Raw genomic sequence first — 17,501 nt, forward strand, 5'->3', positions numbered from 1 at the left:
ATGCTCGGGGGTGATCTGTCGAGGGCCGTTAGCTCAATTGGCAGAGCAGCGGACTTTTAATCCGTTGGTTGTGGGTTCGAGTCCCACACGGCCTACCGCCTCAGCCCCAGCTCAGAGCACATCCGAGCTGGGGCTGATCTTGTTTTCCGAGCAGTGAAGATCGTTAGCTGGCCCCCTGCTGGCCCGAGAGGCTAACGATCAAGATACGAAAGAGCCCCGACCGTCCGCCTCGGGGGAAGCGGACGGCCGGGGCCGGCAGGGGGACGTCAGATGCAGAGAGCAAGTTCGGCAGCAGCGCGCGATCGGTCGGGCAGGACGCCGCGCGCCTGGCTCATGAGCTGCTCATCGGGTGACGCGTGGTTGGGAGTGGTGAGCGTGAACCGGCCGGCGCGCAAGAACCGGTGGCCGTACATGGTGGCCTCCAGCTCGCTGGACTCCTCCACCTCGAGCGACCACGCGGCGTCCGGCAGGTGGAGCGTTCGCGGCTTCGGCACCACGCGGGAGCTCCACCCTGTGCAGAGAACCCACTCGGTGTGCGCTCGGCGTGACTGACCAACGGCGTGACGAGCGGCCACCTCCATCAGGTGGACGTCCGGGACTTCCGCGATCGGGATGTACCCGACGATCGCCGTGTCCCCGAAATGGCCAGTCGTCGTATACGCCACGACACCGTGGGTGTCGGGCCACCGGTGGAGCAGCGGGAACACGGTCACCCTGCCGACGCCCGTCACGGTCTTTGCCATCGTTCTCTCCTTCGCGAGGGGGCGGCCCCGCCCGAGTCTTTCAGAGCGGGGCCGCCGTCAGTGGCTGTTAGGCCGTGGTGGTGAAGGTGTAGTCGTCGCCGCAGCCGGTGGGCGGGTTCCCTTCCTGCCCGTCGGAGCCCGAGCCGGTCTCGCCCTGGCTGTTCTCCTCGTCGCCCTGGACGATCGCCCAGCGCTGTACGTTGGTCTTCATGTGCCGTTCCCTTCTCTCGATGGGTGGTGCATGGACCCGTCTCGGCCGTCGACCTGTCCAGGGGCGTGGCGGCCGAGACGGGGGCTTAGTGGGGGTGCTGGCCCAGCGCGCGAGGCGCGGTAGGCGGCGGTGCGCGCCGGGCCTGAGGCTCGGGTGCGAAGTCCTCGGGCGTGATCGGCGGCCCGCGCCACAGCAGGGTCACGCCGTGCTCTTCGCAGCGGGCGCCGACCTCGTCCTCGTCGGGGATATCGTGACCCCCCTTGGGGCACTCCGTCATCGCCGCGCCTCCCGTACTGCTTGCCGCAGCTGGGCGCCGGTCTCGCACCCTTCGAGGCACGTCGGGCAGTCCTTGGAGTGGTCGAGGAGCGCCTTGTACGCCGCGTCCCCGCTGTGACTCTGGCAGGACCGGGGGAACCAGCGAGTGGCGTAGTCGAGGATCTTCAGCGGGCGCGGCCCGAGGTCGACGGCCGTGGACGCGGTGAGGGTGACCCCACACCACACGCAGTCCATGCCGCGCTGCTGCCGCGGGGACAGCCCGCGGAAGGGCGGGAGTGGTGCGGTTGCGGTGTCGTTGGACATGCTGGACCCCTGCGGCAACAGTGGGTGATCCCTGCGGAACACCCCGTACATGCATGGTCCACCGGTGGACTAGTCAGGTCAAGGGCTGCGCACGAAAGAGCCCCCGCCAACGGCAGGGGCTCACAAGAAGATTGACGGACGATCAGCCGCCCATCGAATACTCCTCCGTCCGCGACCAGCGGCCCGCCGGGCTGATGCCCACCTCGTAGGCCAGCGCGCGCCCTTCAACGTCGTATGCCACGTGCCGGGACTCGGCCACGGCGGCCGGGCCCTCCAGCCGCAGCAGCTCCAGCTCCTGGTCTGTCGCAAGGCGAGCAGTCCACCAGTCCCGGCCGGTGTGGGGCCGGCGCCCGGTCTGCATCTCCACGTACCGGGTCGTTCCCTCGCGGACACGCTCACGCTGCAGCAGTCGCGGCGCTGCTGCGCCGACCTCGGCCGTGAACCAGCTGTACGAGGTAGCCGTGGGCGTCTCGCCCTCGAACGTCACACGGTGGCGGCAGACCACGTTTGCGCCGGTCTCGATGCCGAGCCCGGTGGCGACATCTTCGGGCGCCGGGACGATGTCGGCTGACACGATCTCGGCGTACTCCCCAGCGGTGTAGATGTTGCCGGTGGCGACCGCCGTGGCGTACCGCTCTCCTGCAGTCCGGGCCAAAGGAGTGCGCTCGCGCACCGTTGAGCCAGTTCCCTGGCGGGTTTCGACGAGGCCCTCCTGGCGCAGGACATCGAGCGCCTTCACGACGGTGGCGCGCGATACACCCCAACGCTCAGTCAGCTCGCGTTCGGACGGCAGCGCCTGGCCCGCCGTCAGTTCGCCGCGCACCACCTTGCCTCGGAGGTCGGCTGCGATCTGGTCGTACTTGGGCAGTGCCATTACTTTCCCCTGCTGACTAGTGGACTGGTCCAGTAGTCATGCTGAGGGTCAACGTGCGTAGAGGTCAAGCGTCCCAGGACGCACGAATCGCCCCCTCCCACCCGAAGGTGGAAGGGGGCGCGTTCGTTCAGGGGTACTGGCGGCGGAACGGGTCCAAGGCTTTCGACTGGGAGTTGCCCGGCGGCGGGTCGGGGTCGGGGGCGCCGTCGCGGCGGCAGATCCGGGCGTCCGGGTCATACTCCGGCGTCTGCCAGCTGTACCCGTCCTCGCACGACTGGCCAGCCGGCCCTGGCGGTCCGGTGTCGCCCTTCTCCCCTTGCTCGCCCTGGGGCCCAGGGACGGTGGAGTCTGCCCCAGGCTGGCCGACGGGCCCGGTTGGGCCGGGCACGGTCGAGTCGGCACCGGGCCTGCCTGGTTCACCGGAGGGGCCAGGCACAGTCGAGTCCGACCCTGGCTTGCCCGGAGCACCAGAGGCGCCGGGCGACGGCGTGATCGTCGGGGCATTCTTGCCGTCTTCGCCGTCGGCTCCAGCGCGGCCGGGCAGCCCGGACGGTCCGACGTCGCCGCGTGAGCCCGGTTTCCCAGCGACCGGTGTGCCGCCCATCTGCTGCACCTGGCGGGCCAGCGCGTCGCGGGCCTCGTTCGAGGTGCGTAGGTCGGCGGCCAAGTCCTGCACGGTGAACAGTGCTGCGCCAGCGAGGAGCGCGCCGCCGACCGCAAGGACGTTGCCTCGGCGTGAGCGGTTCGGGTCCAATGCCTTATGCCGCTTCACGCTCTCGCCCCCGTCACGATCGCTATCAGGTAGGGGAGCAGGGCCACGACGACGGTGATGACCACGCCGACCATCCACCGGCGGGTGGCGATGATGCGCTCGGCGTCCTTCTCGCGCTGCGTCTCCAGCGCGCTGACGCGCTCGGTGATCGTGGTCTTCTCGATGGTGTAGACGTCCACCGGGACGACCTTGTCGAGACGCAAGTTGAGCTGCCCCATGTCCTCGCGCATGTCTTCGCGCAGGGATTGGATGAGCCGCCCCAGCTCCCCGTTCGACATCGACGGCTCATCGGCCATGTTCTGCTCCGATCAGATGCTGGTGGGCCCACGGTGCGTATGCCGGGCTGCCCACCCGGCGACGAATGTGATCGCCGCGGGCACGAGGGCGAGGACAAACGGCTCGGTGGGGTCCGGCAGCGGGGCGACGAGGCCGGCGTCGCCCTGGACCGCGGTGAGTATGGCCAGCAGGCCGGTGCTGCCGAGGTACGCCGCAACGGTCGCGGCCGTGACCTTCTTCTCTACGGGTGCAGCCATGGGGTTACTCCTTTTCCAGCGCGGTGACGCGCTTCTCCAGAGCGGCGATCCGCTCGGCGGTTGTGGGCGGCTTCGGTGAGGGCGCCGGGGCCGGCGGCTTGGGTGCGCTCGGCGACCAGCTGGCGGGGTGACGGAGGCGCTCGGCGACGCGGCGGCGGATGTCCCCCATCGTGATCCCGGGGCCGCGCGGGTCGATCTTTCCGGGCTGCCACTCGGAGTGGCCGATGACGGAGGTGTCGCCGCCCTTGCCCCAGCCGTGCGCGCGGAGGATCGCAGCCGACGCGCGGACGCTCGCCTCCACCTGGGCGGCGGGCCACGGGTCCTTGCCATCGCCGAGGTTTTCGCACTCGAAGCCGTAGAAGTGCCGGTTGCCGTCAGTGTTGGCCTCGTTGTCGGCGGGCAGGGCGGTCTCGTTGATGACGGCCTGGAGGACGTCGTCGTCGCCGAGGCCTGCGTGGTTCGTTCTGCCGTGGCCGACCAGGTGCACGACGCCGTCCTTGGCTATGACGCCGTGGCACAGCGGGCCGGGCAGGGCGGAGTGCCCGGTGCGGCACAGGGCGACGGTCGCCGCGGTGCCCTTGCTGACGGTGTGGTGGATCATCACGCCGTGTACCGGGCCCCATGCGCCCTTGTGGTTGCGGTTGTGGGTGCGCCAGTTGCCGACCTCGACGACCTTGACGCCCTCGGCTCTTAGGGCGGCCAGGAGGCGGTCGGCTGTGAGCGGTGTGGCCATGGGATCTCCAGACATGACGAAAGCCCCGGCCGGGTGGCTCGGGGCTCGGGTGTACGGGTGGGTTATCCGATGCGCCAGTAGAGGAGCCTGGTCTGGTTGCCGCCGCGCAGGATCGTCTGGTCGGCGTGCGATGTGTTCTGCGCGAACTGCATCGCGAGCTCCGCCACGGTGCCGTCCGTCGAGAACGTGCCCCGGTCGTAGGCGCTGTGGAAATCCCCCGGCGGGGATGTTGCGTTGGAGCCGCCCGCCACGCGCGGCGTGGTGTTGCCGGGGCGGCGCATGACCACGTCGCTGCCTGTGTTGACGCCTGAGGCTGCTGAGGTTGCGTAGCCGAGGCTGAACGACGCGAGCAGTGCTGTCCCTCGCCAGGCCCATTTCATGTCGGAGTTGATGGTGGCGCTGTACGAGATGAACAGCTCGTAGGCGTACACCGCGTTCGGCTCGGGCGTAAAAATGATCTCCGAGTCGATGAGGGTCGTCGAGGTCTCGATCACCTGATCGTTGACCTGCGTCACCAGTTTTGGATGGCGCGCGTTCAGGCCATCAGCGGTCAAGACCTGGCCAGCGAACCACTGAGGAATCGACACAGAGAAGCCTCCTTACAGGGCGGCGACGGCGGGCTGAGCAAGGGAGACGGCGGCGCCGGCCGCGTGTGCCTTGATCACCGTGTTCAGGGAGCGGGTGGCGGTGACGCGCTGTGGGCTGATGACCTGCCAGTCGTCATAGACCACGGCCGGCGCAACGTTGGTGTTGCCGGAGAACACGCTGGCGGCGAGCCCCACCTGGCCCGTCGCGATCGGGTCGGTCACGACGGTCTCGTCGACGTGCCAGACGTCCGGCTCGGTGGTGGCGTCCGGCCAGACGCGCATCAGGATGCGGTGCCCGACCAGGCGCACCCGGACCTGGAATGCGGCGCCCGCGGCGTAGGTGCCCCGCAGCGTCACGGTGGAGCCGATCTGGGTGGTGTTGCGGGTGACCGAGGCGAACAGCGCGCCGCTGGTGCCGAAGTGCAGCCGGGCCCGGTAGTTGACGCTCGAGCTGGTGTAGCGCAGCAGGATGGACGCCGGCAGGGAGGCCCCGGTGGAGACCTGCGAGGCGGACACCCGCACCCGCACCTCACAGTCTCCGACGCTCCCAGGCTGGGTCTGGAATCGCGTGTTCGTCGGTGTCGCCCCGGACAGGGTGACGACGCCGCCGGTGCCGTTGCAGGAGCGCTCCGAGTTGAAGCCTCCGACCAGCGTCCAGGCGTGGCCGCTGGAACTGGTGTCCCACCCGTTGGCGACGGTGCGGGTGAACTGGTCCCAGGAGAACGGCGCGATGGCCGTCGCCCGCAGCGTCTCGCCGCCGAGCCGCAAGTCCACCGGGAAGTGGTCGGCGAAGGTCGGCGCCGGGCCGGCCGAGTTCATCCACACGGCCCGGCTGTGCTTCCCGTTCTGCGGGGTGTGGACGATCAGCTCGGTGTCGTCTGCGTCGACCGCGGTCACCAGCTGGCTGCCGGAGGTGTCGAGACGGTTCGGCAGGTTGGGGCCGGCCGTGGACGCGTCACCGGGCGGCAGCTGTGCGACGGCCCATGACGATCCGGGGCTGCCGTTCAGTTCGACGGTCCACTGCTCCAGGCTGAGCGTCTCAGAGCCGCCCTCGGCGATGAGCCGGATGTCGTCCGGGGGCAGCCACGGCGGCGGGTCGGTCACCGAGATGGCGTCGCCCAGATTGAGCCCGCACAGGGTGTCGGCCAGGGCCGGGTTCTTGGCGAGGTTGATGTTCATGACCGGGTACCGGGCCTCGTCTACCGTGCCGAGGTGGACGCGCCATCCGGCCTGAGCACCGAGCTGGGAGTCGCTGGCGACGTTGAGCGTGACTTCCTCGTCGTAGGTCCCCACGCCATCGGGGTCGACGGCCGGATCGTTGACGTTGAGCGGCCCGCGGTCCTTGACGTAGTGCGCCTCGCCGCCGTCCTGGCGCTTCGCGATGATGTCGTTGCGCAGGCCCTGGTCGTCGTCGGTCGGCTCGAACGGCTCGCTGATGTGGCCGGACGGGTAGCTGACGGCGATGGCGGGTGAGCCGACGTGCACGTAGGCGGTGTGCGTCTTCCACTCGGTCCCGTCGATCCAGCCGGTGCCGGTCAGGGCGATGGTGTGCCCGTCGTCGCGCACGCGCATCGTGCCGTACTGGCGGCGGCCCTGAGACTGCCCGACGTCGTAGATCTCCCTGGTGTTCGCGCCGTAGCTGGAGTCGAGCGAGGCGAACATGAACATCGGGAATCGGCCGTAGGGGTTGTACGGGCCGGAGCAGATCGACAGCGCGTGCTCGTCGGCGGTCATGTAGATCATGCGGTTGAGCCAGCCCAGGTCACCGAACATCTGGACCATCGCGTCCCGCTCATGCGTGAACGAGGACCAGGTGTCCGAGCCGCCGATCCACCGGGAGGGGACCTGCCACACCAGTGCCTCGGCGTCCGTGGTGGCGAGCAGGTTCTCCATCCAAGCCTTCTGCGCGGTGCCGAGCATCGTCTTGGCCGGGCCCTCGGGATTGCTGTTCGGATCCCGGAAGGACCGGACGTCCGAGGCGATGTAGAGGACGCGGCCGACCTGCCAGGACTGGTAGATGCCTGATGCGCTCGGGAGCGCGTAGTGTGGCACCCACTCCCGGTAGACCTGCTGAGCGGCCAGCCTGCTCGCACTGGTGCGGTTGGAGTCGTTGGGCCCGTAGTCGTGGTCATCCCAGACGTAGGTGGACGCGACGCTGCGGAAGAACTGGCCTTGCCGCGCGCTCGGGTTGACGAAGTTGCCGTAGTTCATCGTGTCGAAGTACGCCGTCCGGAACAGCGCCGGATCGTTGACGGCGATGTTGCGGTAGTGGATGTCTCCGAGGTGGGAGAACCAGGCCCATTCCTCGGCGAGGCTCTGCGCCTTCATCGTGTCGAAGACCGGGTTATTGGACACCTGCGAGGTGATGTAGGAGGCGTCGCCCACGCCGGTCAGCCCGGCGTCACCGGCCGCCCCGAACGTGTACGACAGCGGCTCGCCGACCGGCCCTGGCTGGGTGCGGAAAGTCGATTTCCAGCTCGTGTTCAGGGCGCCGTCGTCGATCAGGCACCAGTACCGGGTGTTCGGCTCGAGGCCCGTCACGAGCCAGGACACGACCCCGTCGGCGCCCGGCGCTACGGGGCCGAGCAGGACCGGCCCGACCATCGCTTCGTTGTCCGCGACTTGCAGCGTCGCCGAGGTGGCTGGCGTTGTGCGGGCGCGGACCCATGCGGACGAGACGGTCGTCGCACCGGTCCATACGGACGAGACGGACAGGGCCACGGCTCACACTCCCTGGTTGTAGCGGGACCGGTTGGTTCGGTACGCCAGGCCGAGCTCGGTGCGGGACTCGTAGATCACTCCGCCGTCCACCTTGGCGGCGGTGTCCAGCAGCTCCAGCAGCGCGCCGGAGCGTTGTGGGCCCATCTGCGGGGTGGTGTCGAGGCTGCCGGTGACGGCCAGCGGTACGCCGTGCTCGGCGCACAGTCGCTCGATACGGCGCCCTGCCAGCTCGCGCTCGTACCCGCGCATGGCCCGGTAGGTATCCGCCGCCTCGGGTGTGGTGGCGCCCCAGTAGGCGATGTGGCCCAGGGCGATGGCCTTGGTCGGGGTGCCGCCGCCCTCCACAGTGCCCCAGCGGTACGACAGTTTCCCGACCGGGCGGTAGCTCGATGCGTGGTTTCCCGATGCCTTCAAGAGCCCGTCGACGTGCATCTCCCAGTTGGTGCCGCCGGCGCCGTCGTCGGCCACCGACAGCCGGATGTGGTGCGGGTGGTCGTCGAAGATCCCGGATCCGGTGATCGTGGCGGGGAAGCTGTTGATGACGCCGGTGTCGCCCCACTCTGTGATGTGCAGCCGCAGTCGGTCGTTGAGGGGGTCCGTGGTGACGCTCCGCTGGACCAGGCGTGCGGAGTCGAGGCGTGGCCCGTTGTCCCAGATTTCGAAGGTGTTGGCGTATCCCTCGCCGCCGCCGGCAATGCAGTGGTCGACCGACCACCGGCTGAAGGAGTGCGGTTGTACCGCTGTGGCGAGGTGACCGATCGTCTCGTCCGGGAGATCCACCACCGGGTCCAGCCACGGCGCCAGGTTCCCACGCCCCCAGTCCGGTTGCCCCTGGTAGAAGGATCCGGACTCGCCGACGGCGCGCATCGGCGTCCCGCTGGCGACGACCTCGGTGCCGTGGCGGGCGTCCTCGCCGTCGGTGAGGGGCCAGTACGCCAGCGGGCCGTGCCCTTCGATGTGGCGGCGGAGCGGGTCTTTCAGCGGCTTGGTGCCCTGGTCCAGGCGGCGCAGGATGCCCGCGCACTTGATCGTCACGTACACGTCCCGGCCGGACAGATCCCAGCGCTGCGGGAACTCGCTGACCTCCCCGTGGAAGCGGTACGAGACGGCGCCGCTCGGCGTGACGACGGAGATCCGGATCGGCGTGTTCTGCCGCAGGAGTCCGTAGTACGGGCTGTTCGGGTTGCGGTTGCTGTACCAGCCGTCACGGTTGTTGAGCTGTAGGGCGACCTTCGAGTGGGAGACCTTGGAGGCCTCGTCCTTGCGCCCCCAATTGATCTTCAGTGGCTGCCGGTTGAGGACGTGGATGCTGATGTCCACCCACTCACCGGCGATCAGCAGCTCGGTGGTGATCCGTAGGGGGGTGTGGGGCCAGGCCACGTCGGGGCCTCCTCTCGGATCAGGTGAAGGCCTTCGTTACGTCGCCGCCGCCGTCGACGCGCACGATGCGGCTGATGAGCCGCTTCATCTCGTCGTCCGCGCCGGTCACGTCGAAGACCACGCGGGCCTCCTGCCGGCCGTTGCCCGTGGTGCGGACCGCGCCCGCCACTGAGCGGAGCATGCCGTCGAGCTTGGACAGGGGCAGGACCGCCTCGTCCTCCCGGCCCTCGCCGATCATCGCCAGGGTGGGCCCTGTAGTGATGCCACCGTCGGCCAGGTACGGGATGTTCGGGGTGTGCAGGGTCACGGACGGGACGTCCATGCCGAGGACTGATCCGCCACCCAGGGTCAGGCTGAAGTTGTTCCACTTCCAGATCAGGAAGTTGATCACGTTGATGAAGTTCGTCTTGAGGGAGTCCCACATCCCCGAGGCGGCGCGCCCGATGCGCTGCGGCAGGCCGGCGACCCAGTCGACGATGTCCCCGAGCCATCCTGCGATCTTGCCGGGGAGTTTGCCCAGGTCGTCGAAGAAGCCCATGACGGCCAGGACGCCCTCGAGCGTCTTGCGCTCGATCCACGCCCACGCGTCGTCCCAGGCGGACGACAGCCAGGCCACCGCGTCGTCGACCAGGCCGGTGATCCAGTTCAGCGCATCATCGAACTTGCTGACGATCCAGTCCCAGGCGCGGCCGCAGGCGGCTGCGATCTCGTCCCAGTAGACGATGATCAAGATAATGATGGCGATCAGCGCGATGATCCCCATGATCACCCATGTGACGGGCGAGGCCCAGAGGGCCGTGTTCCAGGCCCACTGAGCGATGGCCGCGATGCCGATGGCGACCGCCAGGCCGAGGATGATCGGGACCAAAATTTTGACCAGGCCGGGGTTCTCCTTCAGGAAGGTCCCGAGGATGGTCAGCGCTGGCATCAGGAGCTCGCCCAGCGTCGTGGACAAGGTCCGCATGATGGACTCGAGTTGCTGACCGGGCGAGCTGGCCATCGCGCTGTTGGCGGCCTCGGCGGCGCCCTTGACGTCGGCCATGCCACCGGACGTGGCGGCCGTAGCGGGGTTCATCGCCCACAGTGCGTCGGCGCCTTCACCGGCCATGTCGCCGAACAGCTGCACGGCCAAGGCGCTCTGCTTGGCCGGGTCCTTGATCTCGCGCAGCGCCTCGAGGGTCTTGCCGAGCGCCTGCTTGGCGGGCTCGCCGCCCTTGTGGATGTCGCCCAGCATCTGCTTGGAGTCCAGGCCCAGGCCCGTGAACGCGGCCGCGGCCTTGTCCGACTCCTCGGAGGTGATGCGGGCGAACTCGTGCAGGACGTCGCCGGCCTGGTCGAGGTCCCTGCCGCCGGCGGCCGCGTACTGCGACATCATCCCGAACGCGTCCTGGGCGCTGAGCCCGATCTTTCCGAAGTGAATGCCGTACTCCGCGACGATGTCGGGGATGTCCCCGCGTAGCGCGGCGGGCATCTCCTGGGCAGCCACGGTCAGGACGTCGAACGCTTCCGCGCCGTCCTTCACCAGCCCTTGCTTGATCATCTGTCCGGCTGCCTTGGTGGACTCCCCGACGTCCAGGTCGAAGGTGTCGGCGAGCATGAGAGCGCTGGTCGTCATGGACTTCAGCTCTTTGTCCGAGACCTTGCCCATGCCGCCCATCGAGGAGACGACGGAGCCGATGGCCTCGTTGACGCCCGCGATGGACTCGCCGAACCCGGCCGTGAACACCTCACCTGCGACGCTGCCCGCTCGCGCGGACTCCTCCTGTGTCAGCCCCAGCTGGCGGGTCAGCTTGCTGTTCGCCGCCGATGTGTCCATGGCGCTCGCCAGGCCGACGGCGAACAGACCGCCGATGGCAGCGCCGGCAGCCGCGGCCTGGATTCCGCCCAGGCTGCCCTCCACCTCATCAGCGGCTCCTTGCGCGCCACTTGTCAGCTCCTGCGTGTCGATCCCGATCCCGACCAGCAGCTCCGCCAGAGTCGCCGTCATCGCCGCCTCCTTCCGCTGTGAGGTCGGTGCCGCCCATACGCCGGTTGATGGCCTTGACCGCGGCGAGCATTTCTTCCCAGCTCATGGACTGCTTGGCGCCCTGGTCCCACTTGGGGATGAAGTCCTTGGGCTCGGCCTTGCGGCCCTTGGCGCGCGCCGTGTTGGACACGGTCGCGGCGAGGATGGCCACCAGGACGTCCATGCGCTCCGGACCCAGTGGCCCGGTGACCTGCTCGTAGGCGATCCACCCGGTGAGCTCCTCGGAGGTGTGCGTGCGCAGGAGCTCGGCGACGGACACGCCCTTGGCGAGGGCTAGTCGGAAGTAGAAGCGCCGCTCTGGGCTGCTGCGGATTTTCCCGCCGCAGCCTCCACGTCTTCCTTGCGGAGCCCGGACAGGCGTTGCGCAACGGCGCTCAGGCGCTCGAGTACGGCGCCGTTCTTCTTGCCCAGCTCCTTGACCTCACGGTCGGTGTACAGGCGCTCGAAGTTCTCGTCGACCATCGACTTGGACAGGAGCTTGGCCAGCTGGTCGGTCAGGTTCACGCGCTGCGGGGCGCCGTTGGTGCCCATCACGACGAGGGAGGACTGGTAGGCGTTGCGCTCGGTGCCGGACATGCCGAGGATGCGCACCTCTCCGCCCCACTCCGGGACGTCGACGTCCTCCCACTTGCGGTCGTCAGCAGAGTCGATCTGGGTTTTCGTCAGCAGTGCCATGGTCGTGATCCGTTCTCAGCTGATGGTGGGCTTGCCGGAGACCTTGAGGGTCAGGGAGGCGGCGGCCTTGTCGTCGTAGGGCATCTCCGGCTCGAAGCCGGTCAGGATCGCCTTGATGCCCCAGGTCGTTGAGGCCTCGTCGGGGAAGACCACCTGGTAGTTGCGTGGTGCGTTGTCCTCGAAGTCGTCCACCAGGTCGTCGTGAAAGGCGGGCCGGTAGTTGATGTCCACCGACACCTCGCCGCCGTCCTTGAGCCCGCCGAGGAACTCCATCCACCCGTCGGGGGAGCCGTGACTGGTGACGTCGATGGTCTCCCTCGACAGGCCAGGCCCGGACAGGTTGGTGACGTCGGCAATGGCGGTGAAGACCTCGGGGCCTGCACCGTCGCCGCGCTTGAGCTGTACTCCGAAGCCGTCCATTCCGGCCATGGGGAGCCCCTTTCTGGGCATAAAGAACACCCCGGCCGCCGTGGCTCGGGGCGCGGGTTGGGCTGGGTCAGCTGGGCTGTTCGGTGACCACGCGGTAGCGCAGCACCACGTGCCGGATGTCGCCCGGCGGCTCGGGGTCGGTCAGGGTCTGGGAGAACTCGAACCGAGTGACGATGTGATCCATGGCGGGGATGGTCAGCGGCTGGTGGTCGAGGAGCCCTGTGATCTTCGCAGCGATGGCCAGGCCCTTGCTGTGGCCGCGGTGCTGCGTCCACACGTGCAAGGTCACCACGGTCTGCCGGCCGAACCCGCCGTGCCGGTTGTCCGGCGTCTCCACCGCTTCTCCGATCACAACGAACGGGTAGACGTCGGCCTCGGGTACGTAGTCGTACACGCCGGTGATCGTGTCCATCAGCGCGGCATCACCGGTGAGACGGGCATAGAGGGCCTGCTGAACCGGCAGCATCAGGGCGGGCGCGGTCACGGCAGCACCTTCCGCACCTCGGCCTTGAGCCGGTCTTCGAACTTGGCCCGCTCGGCCTCCAGCGCCGGGCCGAGGGCGGGGTTGGCAGGAATACGGCGGGTGCCGTGCTCGTGCAGGCTGACGTACCAGTCCTCACGGTCTTTCCAGCCCACCTCGGCCCGCAGCCCGTCCTCCTGGTAGTCGATGTCGACGCTCTCGCGGGTGTTCGTGGTGTCCACCCGGACGGCCCGCTTGGTGTCCTCCCGTACCGCCTCCGCGGACTCCTTCACCGTCTTCTTCGCGGCGGCGATGATGTCCGGGGCCAGCCGCTCGAGCGCCTCGCGCAGCTTGTCCATGCCGTCGATGGTCACCCGGTTACCGCGTCCAGCCATGACGCCCTCCTGATTCAGCGCTTGCCCAGGCTGCGGCGGATCGTGGCGAGCTCGGCCGCGATGGCCAGGAGCGCCCACCCGATGGCCTTGGGGGCATCTACGTCCACGTCGCCCAGGCCAAGGAAGTCCTCGGCGCGGCGGCGGCATTCGTGCGGCTCGGTCTGCGGCAGGCGCGGCCGCTCCTCGCCGCTCACTGGCCGAGCTGGAATGCGGCGACGGTCACGGCGGTGGCCGCGCTGTATGTGATCGAGGCGCGGCCCGACGCACCGCGGAAGACGGCGGCCAGTGGCAGCACGGCGGACTTCCCGGCCGCGACGACGACCGCGACGTCCGGGATGGCCAGCCCGGACACGGTGCCCGGTGTTGCCACCGTCACCGTCTTCGAGGAGGCGTCGGCGTTCTTCACGTAGAGGAACCGGCCGGGCCCCGTCGGGGCGGTGTCTCCGAGGGCAGTGGCCGCGACGGCGCTGTCCTCCAGAACGACACCGCCGTTGATGGGCGCCTGGATCAGGGCAAGGGCAGCCATGGTCAACCTCCTGTTTGGATCAGCTCGCAGAGAGCTTTCGAGTAGATGGGGCGGGATGGCTGTACGACGGACAGCACCCGGAACTTCTGCGCCTGGCCCAGCCCGTCCGTGCCGCGCAGTTCGTCGCCTCGCAGGACGTCGGCGGTGGGCAGCATGAAGGCGTCGTGCGAGTGCTTGGAGTCCGCCTGCTGGGCGACGAGGCGTTCCGTCGGGGATGGCTGGTCGACCTTGGCCCGGATGGTGCCTTGCAGGAGGAGCGTGGTGTCCTGCCCGCCGGCCCCGTCGTCGACGGTTGTTGTCCGCCAGACCTCGAGCCGCCGGTTCAGGTGCCGGCCGATGCCGCTCACCGCGACCTCAACAGGCCCAGGCCGCCGCCGAACCGTGCGGCCAGGCGGTCGCGCAGATACTGCGGCAGTTCCATCTCGGTGATCCGGCCGTCGCTGCCGTAGGTGACGGCGTAGTCGCCGATCCGCTCGGAGGTGATGTTCCCTGCAGCCAGGCCTGCGCCGCCGTCCTCGGACCGGTACGAGACCAGGGCTGCGGCCGTGATCCGGCAGACGAGGTCGACGATGTCCGCCGGCACCGTCGCCAGGCCGTGCGTGTAGGTGACCTCCACCTCCGACGGGCCGTCACCCGCTGTCCAGCCAGCGGCCCGCCACAGAGTCTGAGTGCGCAGCCGCCAGTCGGTGACCGCGGCGCCGTCGAGTTCGACGGAGGCGACGGCCGAGATGGGCAGGCCAGGCAGCCTCAGCCGCTGGTCCTCCTCGCCCTCCACCGTGATGGTCGAGGTCGTCTGGGAGATCGGCGTACCGGCCGCCTCGCGCACGGCTGTTGAGGCGACGTCGAGGTAGACGCCGACGATGGCCGTCTCTGATGGGTCCACGGTGAGGCCGCGGGCGGCCAGGTCGGCCACCGTTGCCAGTGGTGTCAGTGCCACGGTGACCTCCCTGTCAGCTGACCAGTTCGATCAGGTCGTCCTTGGTGTAGGCGCCCGCGTCCTCGGCGGACATGTGCCCCTGGGCGACGACGTGGGCGATCCACTCGGACTTGGGCGCGTCTGCCGCCGGGCGGGGGGACCGGCTGGGGCTCGGGCTGGCGTCCGGATCCTCGGCGACCGGCTGCTCGGGCAGGTCCGCAAGGTCAGCCTTGGTCATGCCCTCGGCCACATCGGGCTCCAGGCCGTGGACGGCAGCGGCCCACCCAACCCACTCGCCCTTGGGCGCGTTCTTGCCCGGCCGCGCCGGGCTGCCGCCGGCCTCGGCGCTTGCCGTGCTGGGATCCGCTTCCACGTAGGGAGAACCGTCGGCGTTGACGCGCCGCAGGTACCCCTTGGTGAGCCGGTCGGCGACGGACTCGGCAAGCGGCAGGTCCATCTTGATGACCTGCCCGCCCTCCCCGCGCACGTGCATGCTCTCCGTCTTCGCCATCACGTGTTCCTCGGGATCTTGAAGGCGGTGATGGTCCCGGCGACGAACCCGGTGGCGATGTCCACCAGCAGGCTGCCGTCGGCCTGGAGGAAACGGCCCGACTCGAACGGGCCGATCCACTGGGTGGCGGAGTTGGCGACGGCGACGACGAGGTCACCCTGGCCAGAGGCGAGGGCGGGCGGGTTGCCGCCGGCCTTGATGGTGACGTTGCCACCGGTGGCGCCCGCGACGACGCGCAGGAGCGTGAGTTCCGGTACCGCCTTTGCGTTCGGGCCGGCGGCGGGCAGGACGTGCCCGTTGCCTACGCCCGCGTTGGTGGCGACGGCGGTCAGCGCGGTCTCGGCGACGTTGCCGTTGGGGATGAGGTTGCTGTACGCGACAGCGGTGCGTGCCACGGTCGCCTCCTTAGGTGTTCTTGGGCAGGAAGAAGGCGGTGATGCCACCCTGCGGACTGGCGCCGGTGAAGTCGATTTCCATCGACCCGTCGCTCTGGATGAACCGGCCGGAGTCGAACGGCCCGAACCAGCGCGTGCCCTGCGCGGGGACGGACACGGTTAGATCGCCCTGGCCAGAGGCGCTGGCGGCGGGCTTGTCGCCCGCGCGGATGATGATGTTGAACGCGTTGGTGGCGTGGTCGTTGGTGTAGCGGATGACCATGCGCTCCGGCTCGGCGCGGCCAATCGTCATGCCGTTGACGGCGTCGATGGCCGAGCCGAAGTCCTCGGCGTGGGTCCCGTTCGGGACGAAGTTCTTGACGGTGATCGCGGTGCGTGCCATCAGGTCGCCGCCTTACGCCGGGTCGATGTACGCGGCGGCCAGGAAGTCGGGCCGGATCAGCTTCGCGCCGTACAGGGCAAGGCCCTTGACCGCGTCGCTGAACCCGCTCTCCGGGCGGTAGGCCTCGGTCTTGTTGATCTGCTCGGCGAAGCTGATCGCGGCGTTGGTGCCCGCGATGATGACCTGGATGTCGCCGGTCGGGACCGGGACGTTGTTCGACTCGAGGATGTCGAACCCGGCCGCGCGCCCGACCATGCCGTTGCGCAGGCCCTGGTCGGAACCGGACTCGTTGATCTTGATGAACCGGCCGTCGAGGAGGAGCGACGCGTGGAACTCCGGGGAGACGACGACGAACCGGCCCTCCTTGGGCACGTTCGCCTTGGACAGGCGAGTGCGCAGGGGGACGAGGACCTTGTCGTAGGCGTCGGTGGCCGCGGTGAAGGTGTTCACCGGGGCGCCGGTCGTGCCGATGACGTTCGCGGCCTGGATGCCGGTGTACAGCCCGGCGACGTACTGGTCCTGGACGTCGGCCAGCTTGTACGCGGCGCGGCTCATCGCCTCGGGCATCACGTTGCCCTTGGCCTGCCGCTTGTCCACGTCGTCGACCTTGAACGCGAAATACTTCGCCTGGTCCACGGTGAGGGTCCGCTGGGCGTCGGTCAGTTCCTCGGGCGTGATGACCGTGACGTTCGGGGTGTAGGTACCGATCGTCGGGTCGGAGACGGAGGTGATGCGGACGGTGTCCCCAGCCTCCTGGATGTCGCCCTCGTAGTCCCGGTTGACCATGTTGGGGCCGGCGTAGACGAGGGCCTTGCGGGTGGCGACGAGGAGCCTGGCCGACCAGACTTCCGGCCGGAAACGGGTGATTGCCATGGTGGTGGTGCCCTTCTGGTCAGCCCGCACCAAGCAGATCGTCGAGCTGGCCCGCGTCTTGGGCCTTGACGATCGCTTCGGGGGACATCTTCTTGAGGTCGGTTTCTGTGAGCTGCTTCGGCCGGCCCGCCTTGCGCGCTGCGCCGCCGTCGCCTGTGCCCTGGAACCTCTTCGCCGTTGCGGCTGCCAGGTAGGGCTTGGACTTGATGAGGTCCTCGATCGCTTCCGCGACTTCTTCTGCGTCGACGTTGCCGTCGTCGTCGACCTCGAACTGGTCGAGGTCGAGGAACTTGTAGGCGTCGGCCGGGTCCGCGAGCTTGCCTGCGGCGGCGGCCTTCACCTCGGCCCGCAGGATGCGGGCGTTCGCCTTGGCGAGGGCCTCGGACTCCACCTTGCGGCGGGTCGTCTCGGCCTCGTCGGCGCCGTCCTTGTCCGCCAGGCGCTGCTCGAGCTCCTTGGCCCGGTCCCGCTCGGCGCGCCACTTGCCCTTCATGGACGCCAGCGCACGCTTGCCCTTGTCGCCGAGGTCCTCTGCTCCCTCCGGGTCGGCGTCCGGGTCCGCGTCGTCCGGCTTGGCCTCGCCCTCAGGGTCGCCCTCCTCCTCGTCCTCGTCGTCCGCGTCCGGGTCGCCGTCGGGGTCCGGGTCGCCGTCCGCGTAGAAGACGGCGGAGAACGGGCCGCCGCTGTACGGGTGGGACCAGCCGGGCTCTTCCGTGCGTGCATGGCGAGGCAGGGTGCTGCGGTTCATGAAGGACTCCCATTGCGGGGTGGAGGCCGGCG

The 17,501-nt window shown here is 69.1% G+C and carries 27 protein-coding genes and 1 tRNA gene; 1 reads left to right on the plus strand and 27 read right to left on the minus strand.

What is annotated here, in order from left to right:
* Positions 1-22: 22 nt before the first annotated feature.
* Positions 23-95 (plus strand) — tRNA-Lys (locus ABZX79_RS14855).
* Positions 96-266: 171 nt separating this feature from the next.
* On the opposite strand, the gene ABZX79_RS14860 is transcribed toward ABZX79_RS14855, so the two are convergent.
* From ABZX79_RS14860 to ABZX79_RS14990, 27 genes are all read right to left on the minus strand, one after another.
* Complete coding sequence (locus ABZX79_RS14860) at positions 267-743, minus strand: hypothetical protein (protein WP_355256231.1); 477 nt, start codon at positions 741-743, stop codon at positions 267-269.
* A 67-nt stretch (positions 744-810) separates the two neighbouring features.
* A complete protein-coding gene (locus tag ABZX79_RS14865) occupies positions 811-954 on the minus strand; it encodes a hypothetical protein (RefSeq protein ID WP_355256234.1) in 144 nt (47 codons plus the stop codon).
* Between the two features lie 85 nt (positions 955-1,039).
* Entirely contained in the window at positions 1,040-1,231 is a 192-nt protein-coding gene (locus tag ABZX79_RS14870) for a hypothetical protein (RefSeq protein WP_355256237.1), read from the minus strand.
* Entirely contained in the window at positions 1,228-1,533 is a 306-nt protein-coding gene (locus ABZX79_RS14875) for a hypothetical protein (protein WP_355256240.1), read from the minus strand. Before ABZX79_RS14875 ends, ABZX79_RS14870 begins: the two co-directional genes overlap by 4 nt.
* 142 nt (positions 1,534-1,675) lie before the next feature.
* Positions 1,676-2,407, minus strand: coding sequence for a GntR family transcriptional regulator (locus tag ABZX79_RS14880; RefSeq protein ID WP_355256243.1), 732 nt, complete (start codon positions 2,405-2,407; stop codon positions 1,676-1,678).
* Positions 2,408-2,534: 127 nt separating this feature from the next.
* Positions 2,535-3,074 (minus strand): collagen-like protein, encoded by a 540-nt coding sequence (locus ABZX79_RS14885; RefSeq protein ID WP_355256246.1) that lies wholly within the window; start codon positions 3,072-3,074, stop codon positions 2,535-2,537.
* A 101-nt stretch (positions 3,075-3,175) separates the two neighbouring features.
* Positions 3,176-3,475: a hypothetical protein gene (locus ABZX79_RS14890; protein WP_355256249.1), complete on the minus strand. Its 300-nt coding sequence runs from the start codon at positions 3,473-3,475 to the stop codon at positions 3,176-3,178.
* 12 nt (positions 3,476-3,487) lie between these two features.
* Positions 3,488-3,712: a holin gene (locus ABZX79_RS14895; RefSeq protein WP_355256252.1), complete on the minus strand. Its 225-nt coding sequence runs from the start codon at positions 3,710-3,712 to the stop codon at positions 3,488-3,490.
* A gap of 4 nt (positions 3,713-3,716) precedes the next feature.
* On the minus strand, positions 3,717-4,445 hold the full coding sequence (locus tag ABZX79_RS14900; RefSeq protein WP_355256255.1) for an N-acetylmuramoyl-L-alanine amidase: 729 nt from the start codon (positions 4,443-4,445) through the stop codon (positions 3,717-3,719).
* Positions 4,446-4,507: 62 nt separating this feature from the next.
* The gene (locus ABZX79_RS14905) at positions 4,508-5,032 is read right to left on the minus strand and encodes a hypothetical protein (RefSeq protein ID WP_355256258.1); all 525 of its coding nucleotides are present in this window, start codon (positions 5,030-5,032) and stop codon (positions 4,508-4,510) included.
* Positions 5,033-5,044: 12 nt separating this feature from the next.
* On the minus strand, positions 5,045-7,753 hold the full coding sequence (locus ABZX79_RS14910; RefSeq protein ID WP_355256261.1) for an alkaline phosphatase D family protein: 2,709 nt from the start codon (positions 7,751-7,753) through the stop codon (positions 5,045-5,047).
* Positions 7,754-7,756: 3 nt separating this feature from the next.
* Positions 7,757-9,133, minus strand: coding sequence for a hypothetical protein (locus ABZX79_RS14915; RefSeq protein WP_355256264.1), 1,377 nt, complete (start codon positions 9,131-9,133; stop codon positions 7,757-7,759).
* A 19-nt stretch (positions 9,134-9,152) separates the two neighbouring features.
* On the minus strand, positions 9,153-11,120 hold the full coding sequence (locus tag ABZX79_RS14920) for a phage tail tape measure protein (RefSeq protein WP_355256266.1): 1,968 nt from the start codon (positions 11,118-11,120) through the stop codon (positions 9,153-9,155).
* Positions 11,038-11,418, minus strand: a complete 381-nt coding sequence (locus ABZX79_RS14925; protein WP_355256269.1) for a hypothetical protein — start codon at positions 11,416-11,418, stop codon at positions 11,038-11,040. The genes ABZX79_RS14920 and ABZX79_RS14925 overlap by 83 nt, the downstream gene beginning before the upstream one ends.
* Positions 11,419-11,432: 14 nt before the next feature.
* Positions 11,433-11,834 carry a hypothetical protein gene (locus ABZX79_RS14930; RefSeq protein ID WP_355256272.1) on the minus strand — a complete coding sequence of 134 codons (402 nt, stop codon included), beginning with the start codon at positions 11,832-11,834 and terminating at the stop codon, positions 11,433-11,435.
* A 15-nt stretch (positions 11,835-11,849) separates the two neighbouring features.
* A complete protein-coding gene (locus tag ABZX79_RS14935; RefSeq protein WP_355256274.1) occupies positions 11,850-12,263 on the minus strand; it encodes a phage tail tube protein in 414 nt (137 codons plus the stop codon).
* Positions 12,264-12,330: 67 nt separating this feature from the next.
* Positions 12,331-12,747 (minus strand): DUF3168 domain-containing protein, encoded by a 417-nt coding sequence (locus ABZX79_RS14940; protein WP_355256277.1) that lies wholly within the window; start codon positions 12,745-12,747, stop codon positions 12,331-12,333.
* Positions 12,744-13,118, minus strand: coding sequence for an HK97-gp10 family putative phage morphogenesis protein (locus ABZX79_RS14945; RefSeq protein WP_355256280.1), 375 nt, complete (start codon positions 13,116-13,118; stop codon positions 12,744-12,746). Before ABZX79_RS14945 ends, ABZX79_RS14940 begins: the two co-directional genes overlap by 4 nt.
* Before the next feature lie 14 nt (positions 13,119-13,132).
* Positions 13,133-13,312, minus strand: a complete 180-nt coding sequence (locus tag ABZX79_RS14950; RefSeq protein WP_355256283.1) for a hypothetical protein — start codon at positions 13,310-13,312, stop codon at positions 13,133-13,135.
* Entirely contained in the window at positions 13,309-13,644 is a 336-nt protein-coding gene (locus ABZX79_RS14955; protein ID WP_355256286.1) for a hypothetical protein, read from the minus strand. Before ABZX79_RS14955 ends, ABZX79_RS14950 begins: the two co-directional genes overlap by 4 nt.
* A gap of 2 nt (positions 13,645-13,646) precedes the next feature.
* Positions 13,647-13,991: a head-tail adaptor protein gene (locus ABZX79_RS14960; RefSeq protein ID WP_355256289.1), complete on the minus strand. Its 345-nt coding sequence runs from the start codon at positions 13,989-13,991 to the stop codon at positions 13,647-13,649.
* A complete protein-coding gene (locus ABZX79_RS14965) occupies positions 13,988-14,581 on the minus strand; it encodes a hypothetical protein (protein WP_355256292.1) in 594 nt (197 codons plus the stop codon). The genes ABZX79_RS14960 and ABZX79_RS14965 overlap by 4 nt, the downstream gene beginning before the upstream one ends.
* A 13-nt stretch (positions 14,582-14,594) precedes the next feature.
* Entirely contained in the window at positions 14,595-15,071 is a 477-nt protein-coding gene (locus ABZX79_RS14970; protein ID WP_355256295.1) for a hypothetical protein, read from the minus strand.
* Positions 15,071-15,466, minus strand: coding sequence for a hypothetical protein (locus ABZX79_RS14975; protein ID WP_355256298.1), 396 nt, complete (start codon positions 15,464-15,466; stop codon positions 15,071-15,073). The genes ABZX79_RS14970 and ABZX79_RS14975 overlap by 1 nt, the downstream gene beginning before the upstream one ends.
* A 10-nt stretch (positions 15,467-15,476) precedes the next feature.
* Positions 15,477-15,848, minus strand: a complete 372-nt coding sequence (locus tag ABZX79_RS14980; protein ID WP_355256300.1) for a hypothetical protein — start codon at positions 15,846-15,848, stop codon at positions 15,477-15,479.
* Between the two features lie 12 nt (positions 15,849-15,860).
* Positions 15,861-16,751, minus strand: coding sequence for a P22 coat protein - protein 5 domain protein (locus tag ABZX79_RS14985; RefSeq protein ID WP_355256303.1), 891 nt, complete (start codon positions 16,749-16,751; stop codon positions 15,861-15,863).
* Positions 16,741-17,469: a hypothetical protein gene (locus ABZX79_RS14990; RefSeq protein WP_355256306.1), complete on the minus strand. Its 729-nt coding sequence runs from the start codon at positions 17,467-17,469 to the stop codon at positions 16,741-16,743. Before ABZX79_RS14990 ends, ABZX79_RS14985 begins: the two co-directional genes overlap by 11 nt.
* Positions 17,470-17,501: the final 32 nt, after the last annotated feature.

Origin of the sequence: Streptomyces sp. NPDC002994, assembly GCF_040611155.1 — a bacterium.
Classification (GTDB): Bacteria; Actinomycetota; Actinomycetes; order Streptomycetales; family Streptomycetaceae; genus Streptomyces.

Bases quoted from the DNA above. Each gene is read 5' to 3' on its own strand.
- ABZX79_RS14990 (WP_355256306.1), bottom strand. From the start codon at position 17,469: ATGAACCGCAGCACCCTGCCTCGCCATGCACGCACGGAAGAGCCCGGC.
- ABZX79_RS14945 (WP_355256280.1), bottom strand. From the start codon at position 13,118: ATGGCTGGACGCGGTAACCGGGTGACCATCGACGGCATGGACAAGCTG.
- ABZX79_RS14880 (WP_355256243.1), bottom strand. From the start codon at position 2,407: ATGGCACTGCCCAAGTACGACCAGATCGCAGCCGACCTCCGAGGCAAG.
- ABZX79_RS14895 (WP_355256252.1), bottom strand. From the start codon at position 3,712: ATGGCTGCACCCGTAGAGAAGAAGGTCACGGCCGCGACCGTTGCGGCG.
- ABZX79_RS14860 (WP_355256231.1), bottom strand. From the start codon at position 743: ATGGCAAAGACCGTGACGGGCGTCGGCAGGGTGACCGTGTTCCCGCTG.
- ABZX79_RS14955 (WP_355256286.1), bottom strand. From the start codon at position 13,644: ATGGCTGCCCTTGCCCTGATCCAGGCGCCCATCAACGGCGGTGTCGTT.
- ABZX79_RS14980 (WP_355256300.1), bottom strand. From the start codon at position 15,848: ATGGCACGCACCGCGATCACCGTCAAGAACTTCGTCCCGAACGGGACC.
- ABZX79_RS14875 (WP_355256240.1), bottom strand. From the start codon at position 1,533: ATGTCCAACGACACCGCAACCGCACCACTCCCGCCCTTCCGCGGGCTG.
- ABZX79_RS14890 (WP_355256249.1), bottom strand. From the start codon at position 3,475: ATGGCCGATGAGCCGTCGATGTCGAACGGGGAGCTGGGGCGGCTCATC.
- ABZX79_RS14865 (WP_355256234.1), bottom strand. From the start codon at position 954: ATGAAGACCAACGTACAGCGCTGGGCGATCGTCCAGGGCGACGAGGAG.
- ABZX79_RS14920 (WP_355256266.1), bottom strand. From the start codon at position 11,120: ATGACGGCGACTCTGGCGGAGCTGCTGGTCGGGATCGGGATCGACACG.
- ABZX79_RS14900 (WP_355256255.1), bottom strand. From the start codon at position 4,445: ATGGCCACACCGCTCACAGCCGACCGCCTCCTGGCCGCCCTAAGAGCC.
- ABZX79_RS14935 (WP_355256274.1), bottom strand. From the start codon at position 12,263: ATGGCCGGAATGGACGGCTTCGGAGTACAGCTCAAGCGCGGCGACGGT.
- ABZX79_RS14930 (WP_355256272.1), bottom strand. From the start codon at position 11,834: ATGGCACTGCTGACGAAAACCCAGATCGACTCTGCTGACGACCGCAAG.
- ABZX79_RS14870 (WP_355256237.1), bottom strand. From the start codon at position 1,231: ATGACGGAGTGCCCCAAGGGGGGTCACGATATCCCCGACGAGGACGAG.
- ABZX79_RS14970 (WP_355256295.1), bottom strand. From the start codon at position 15,071: ATGGCGAAGACGGAGAGCATGCACGTGCGCGGGGAGGGCGGGCAGGTC.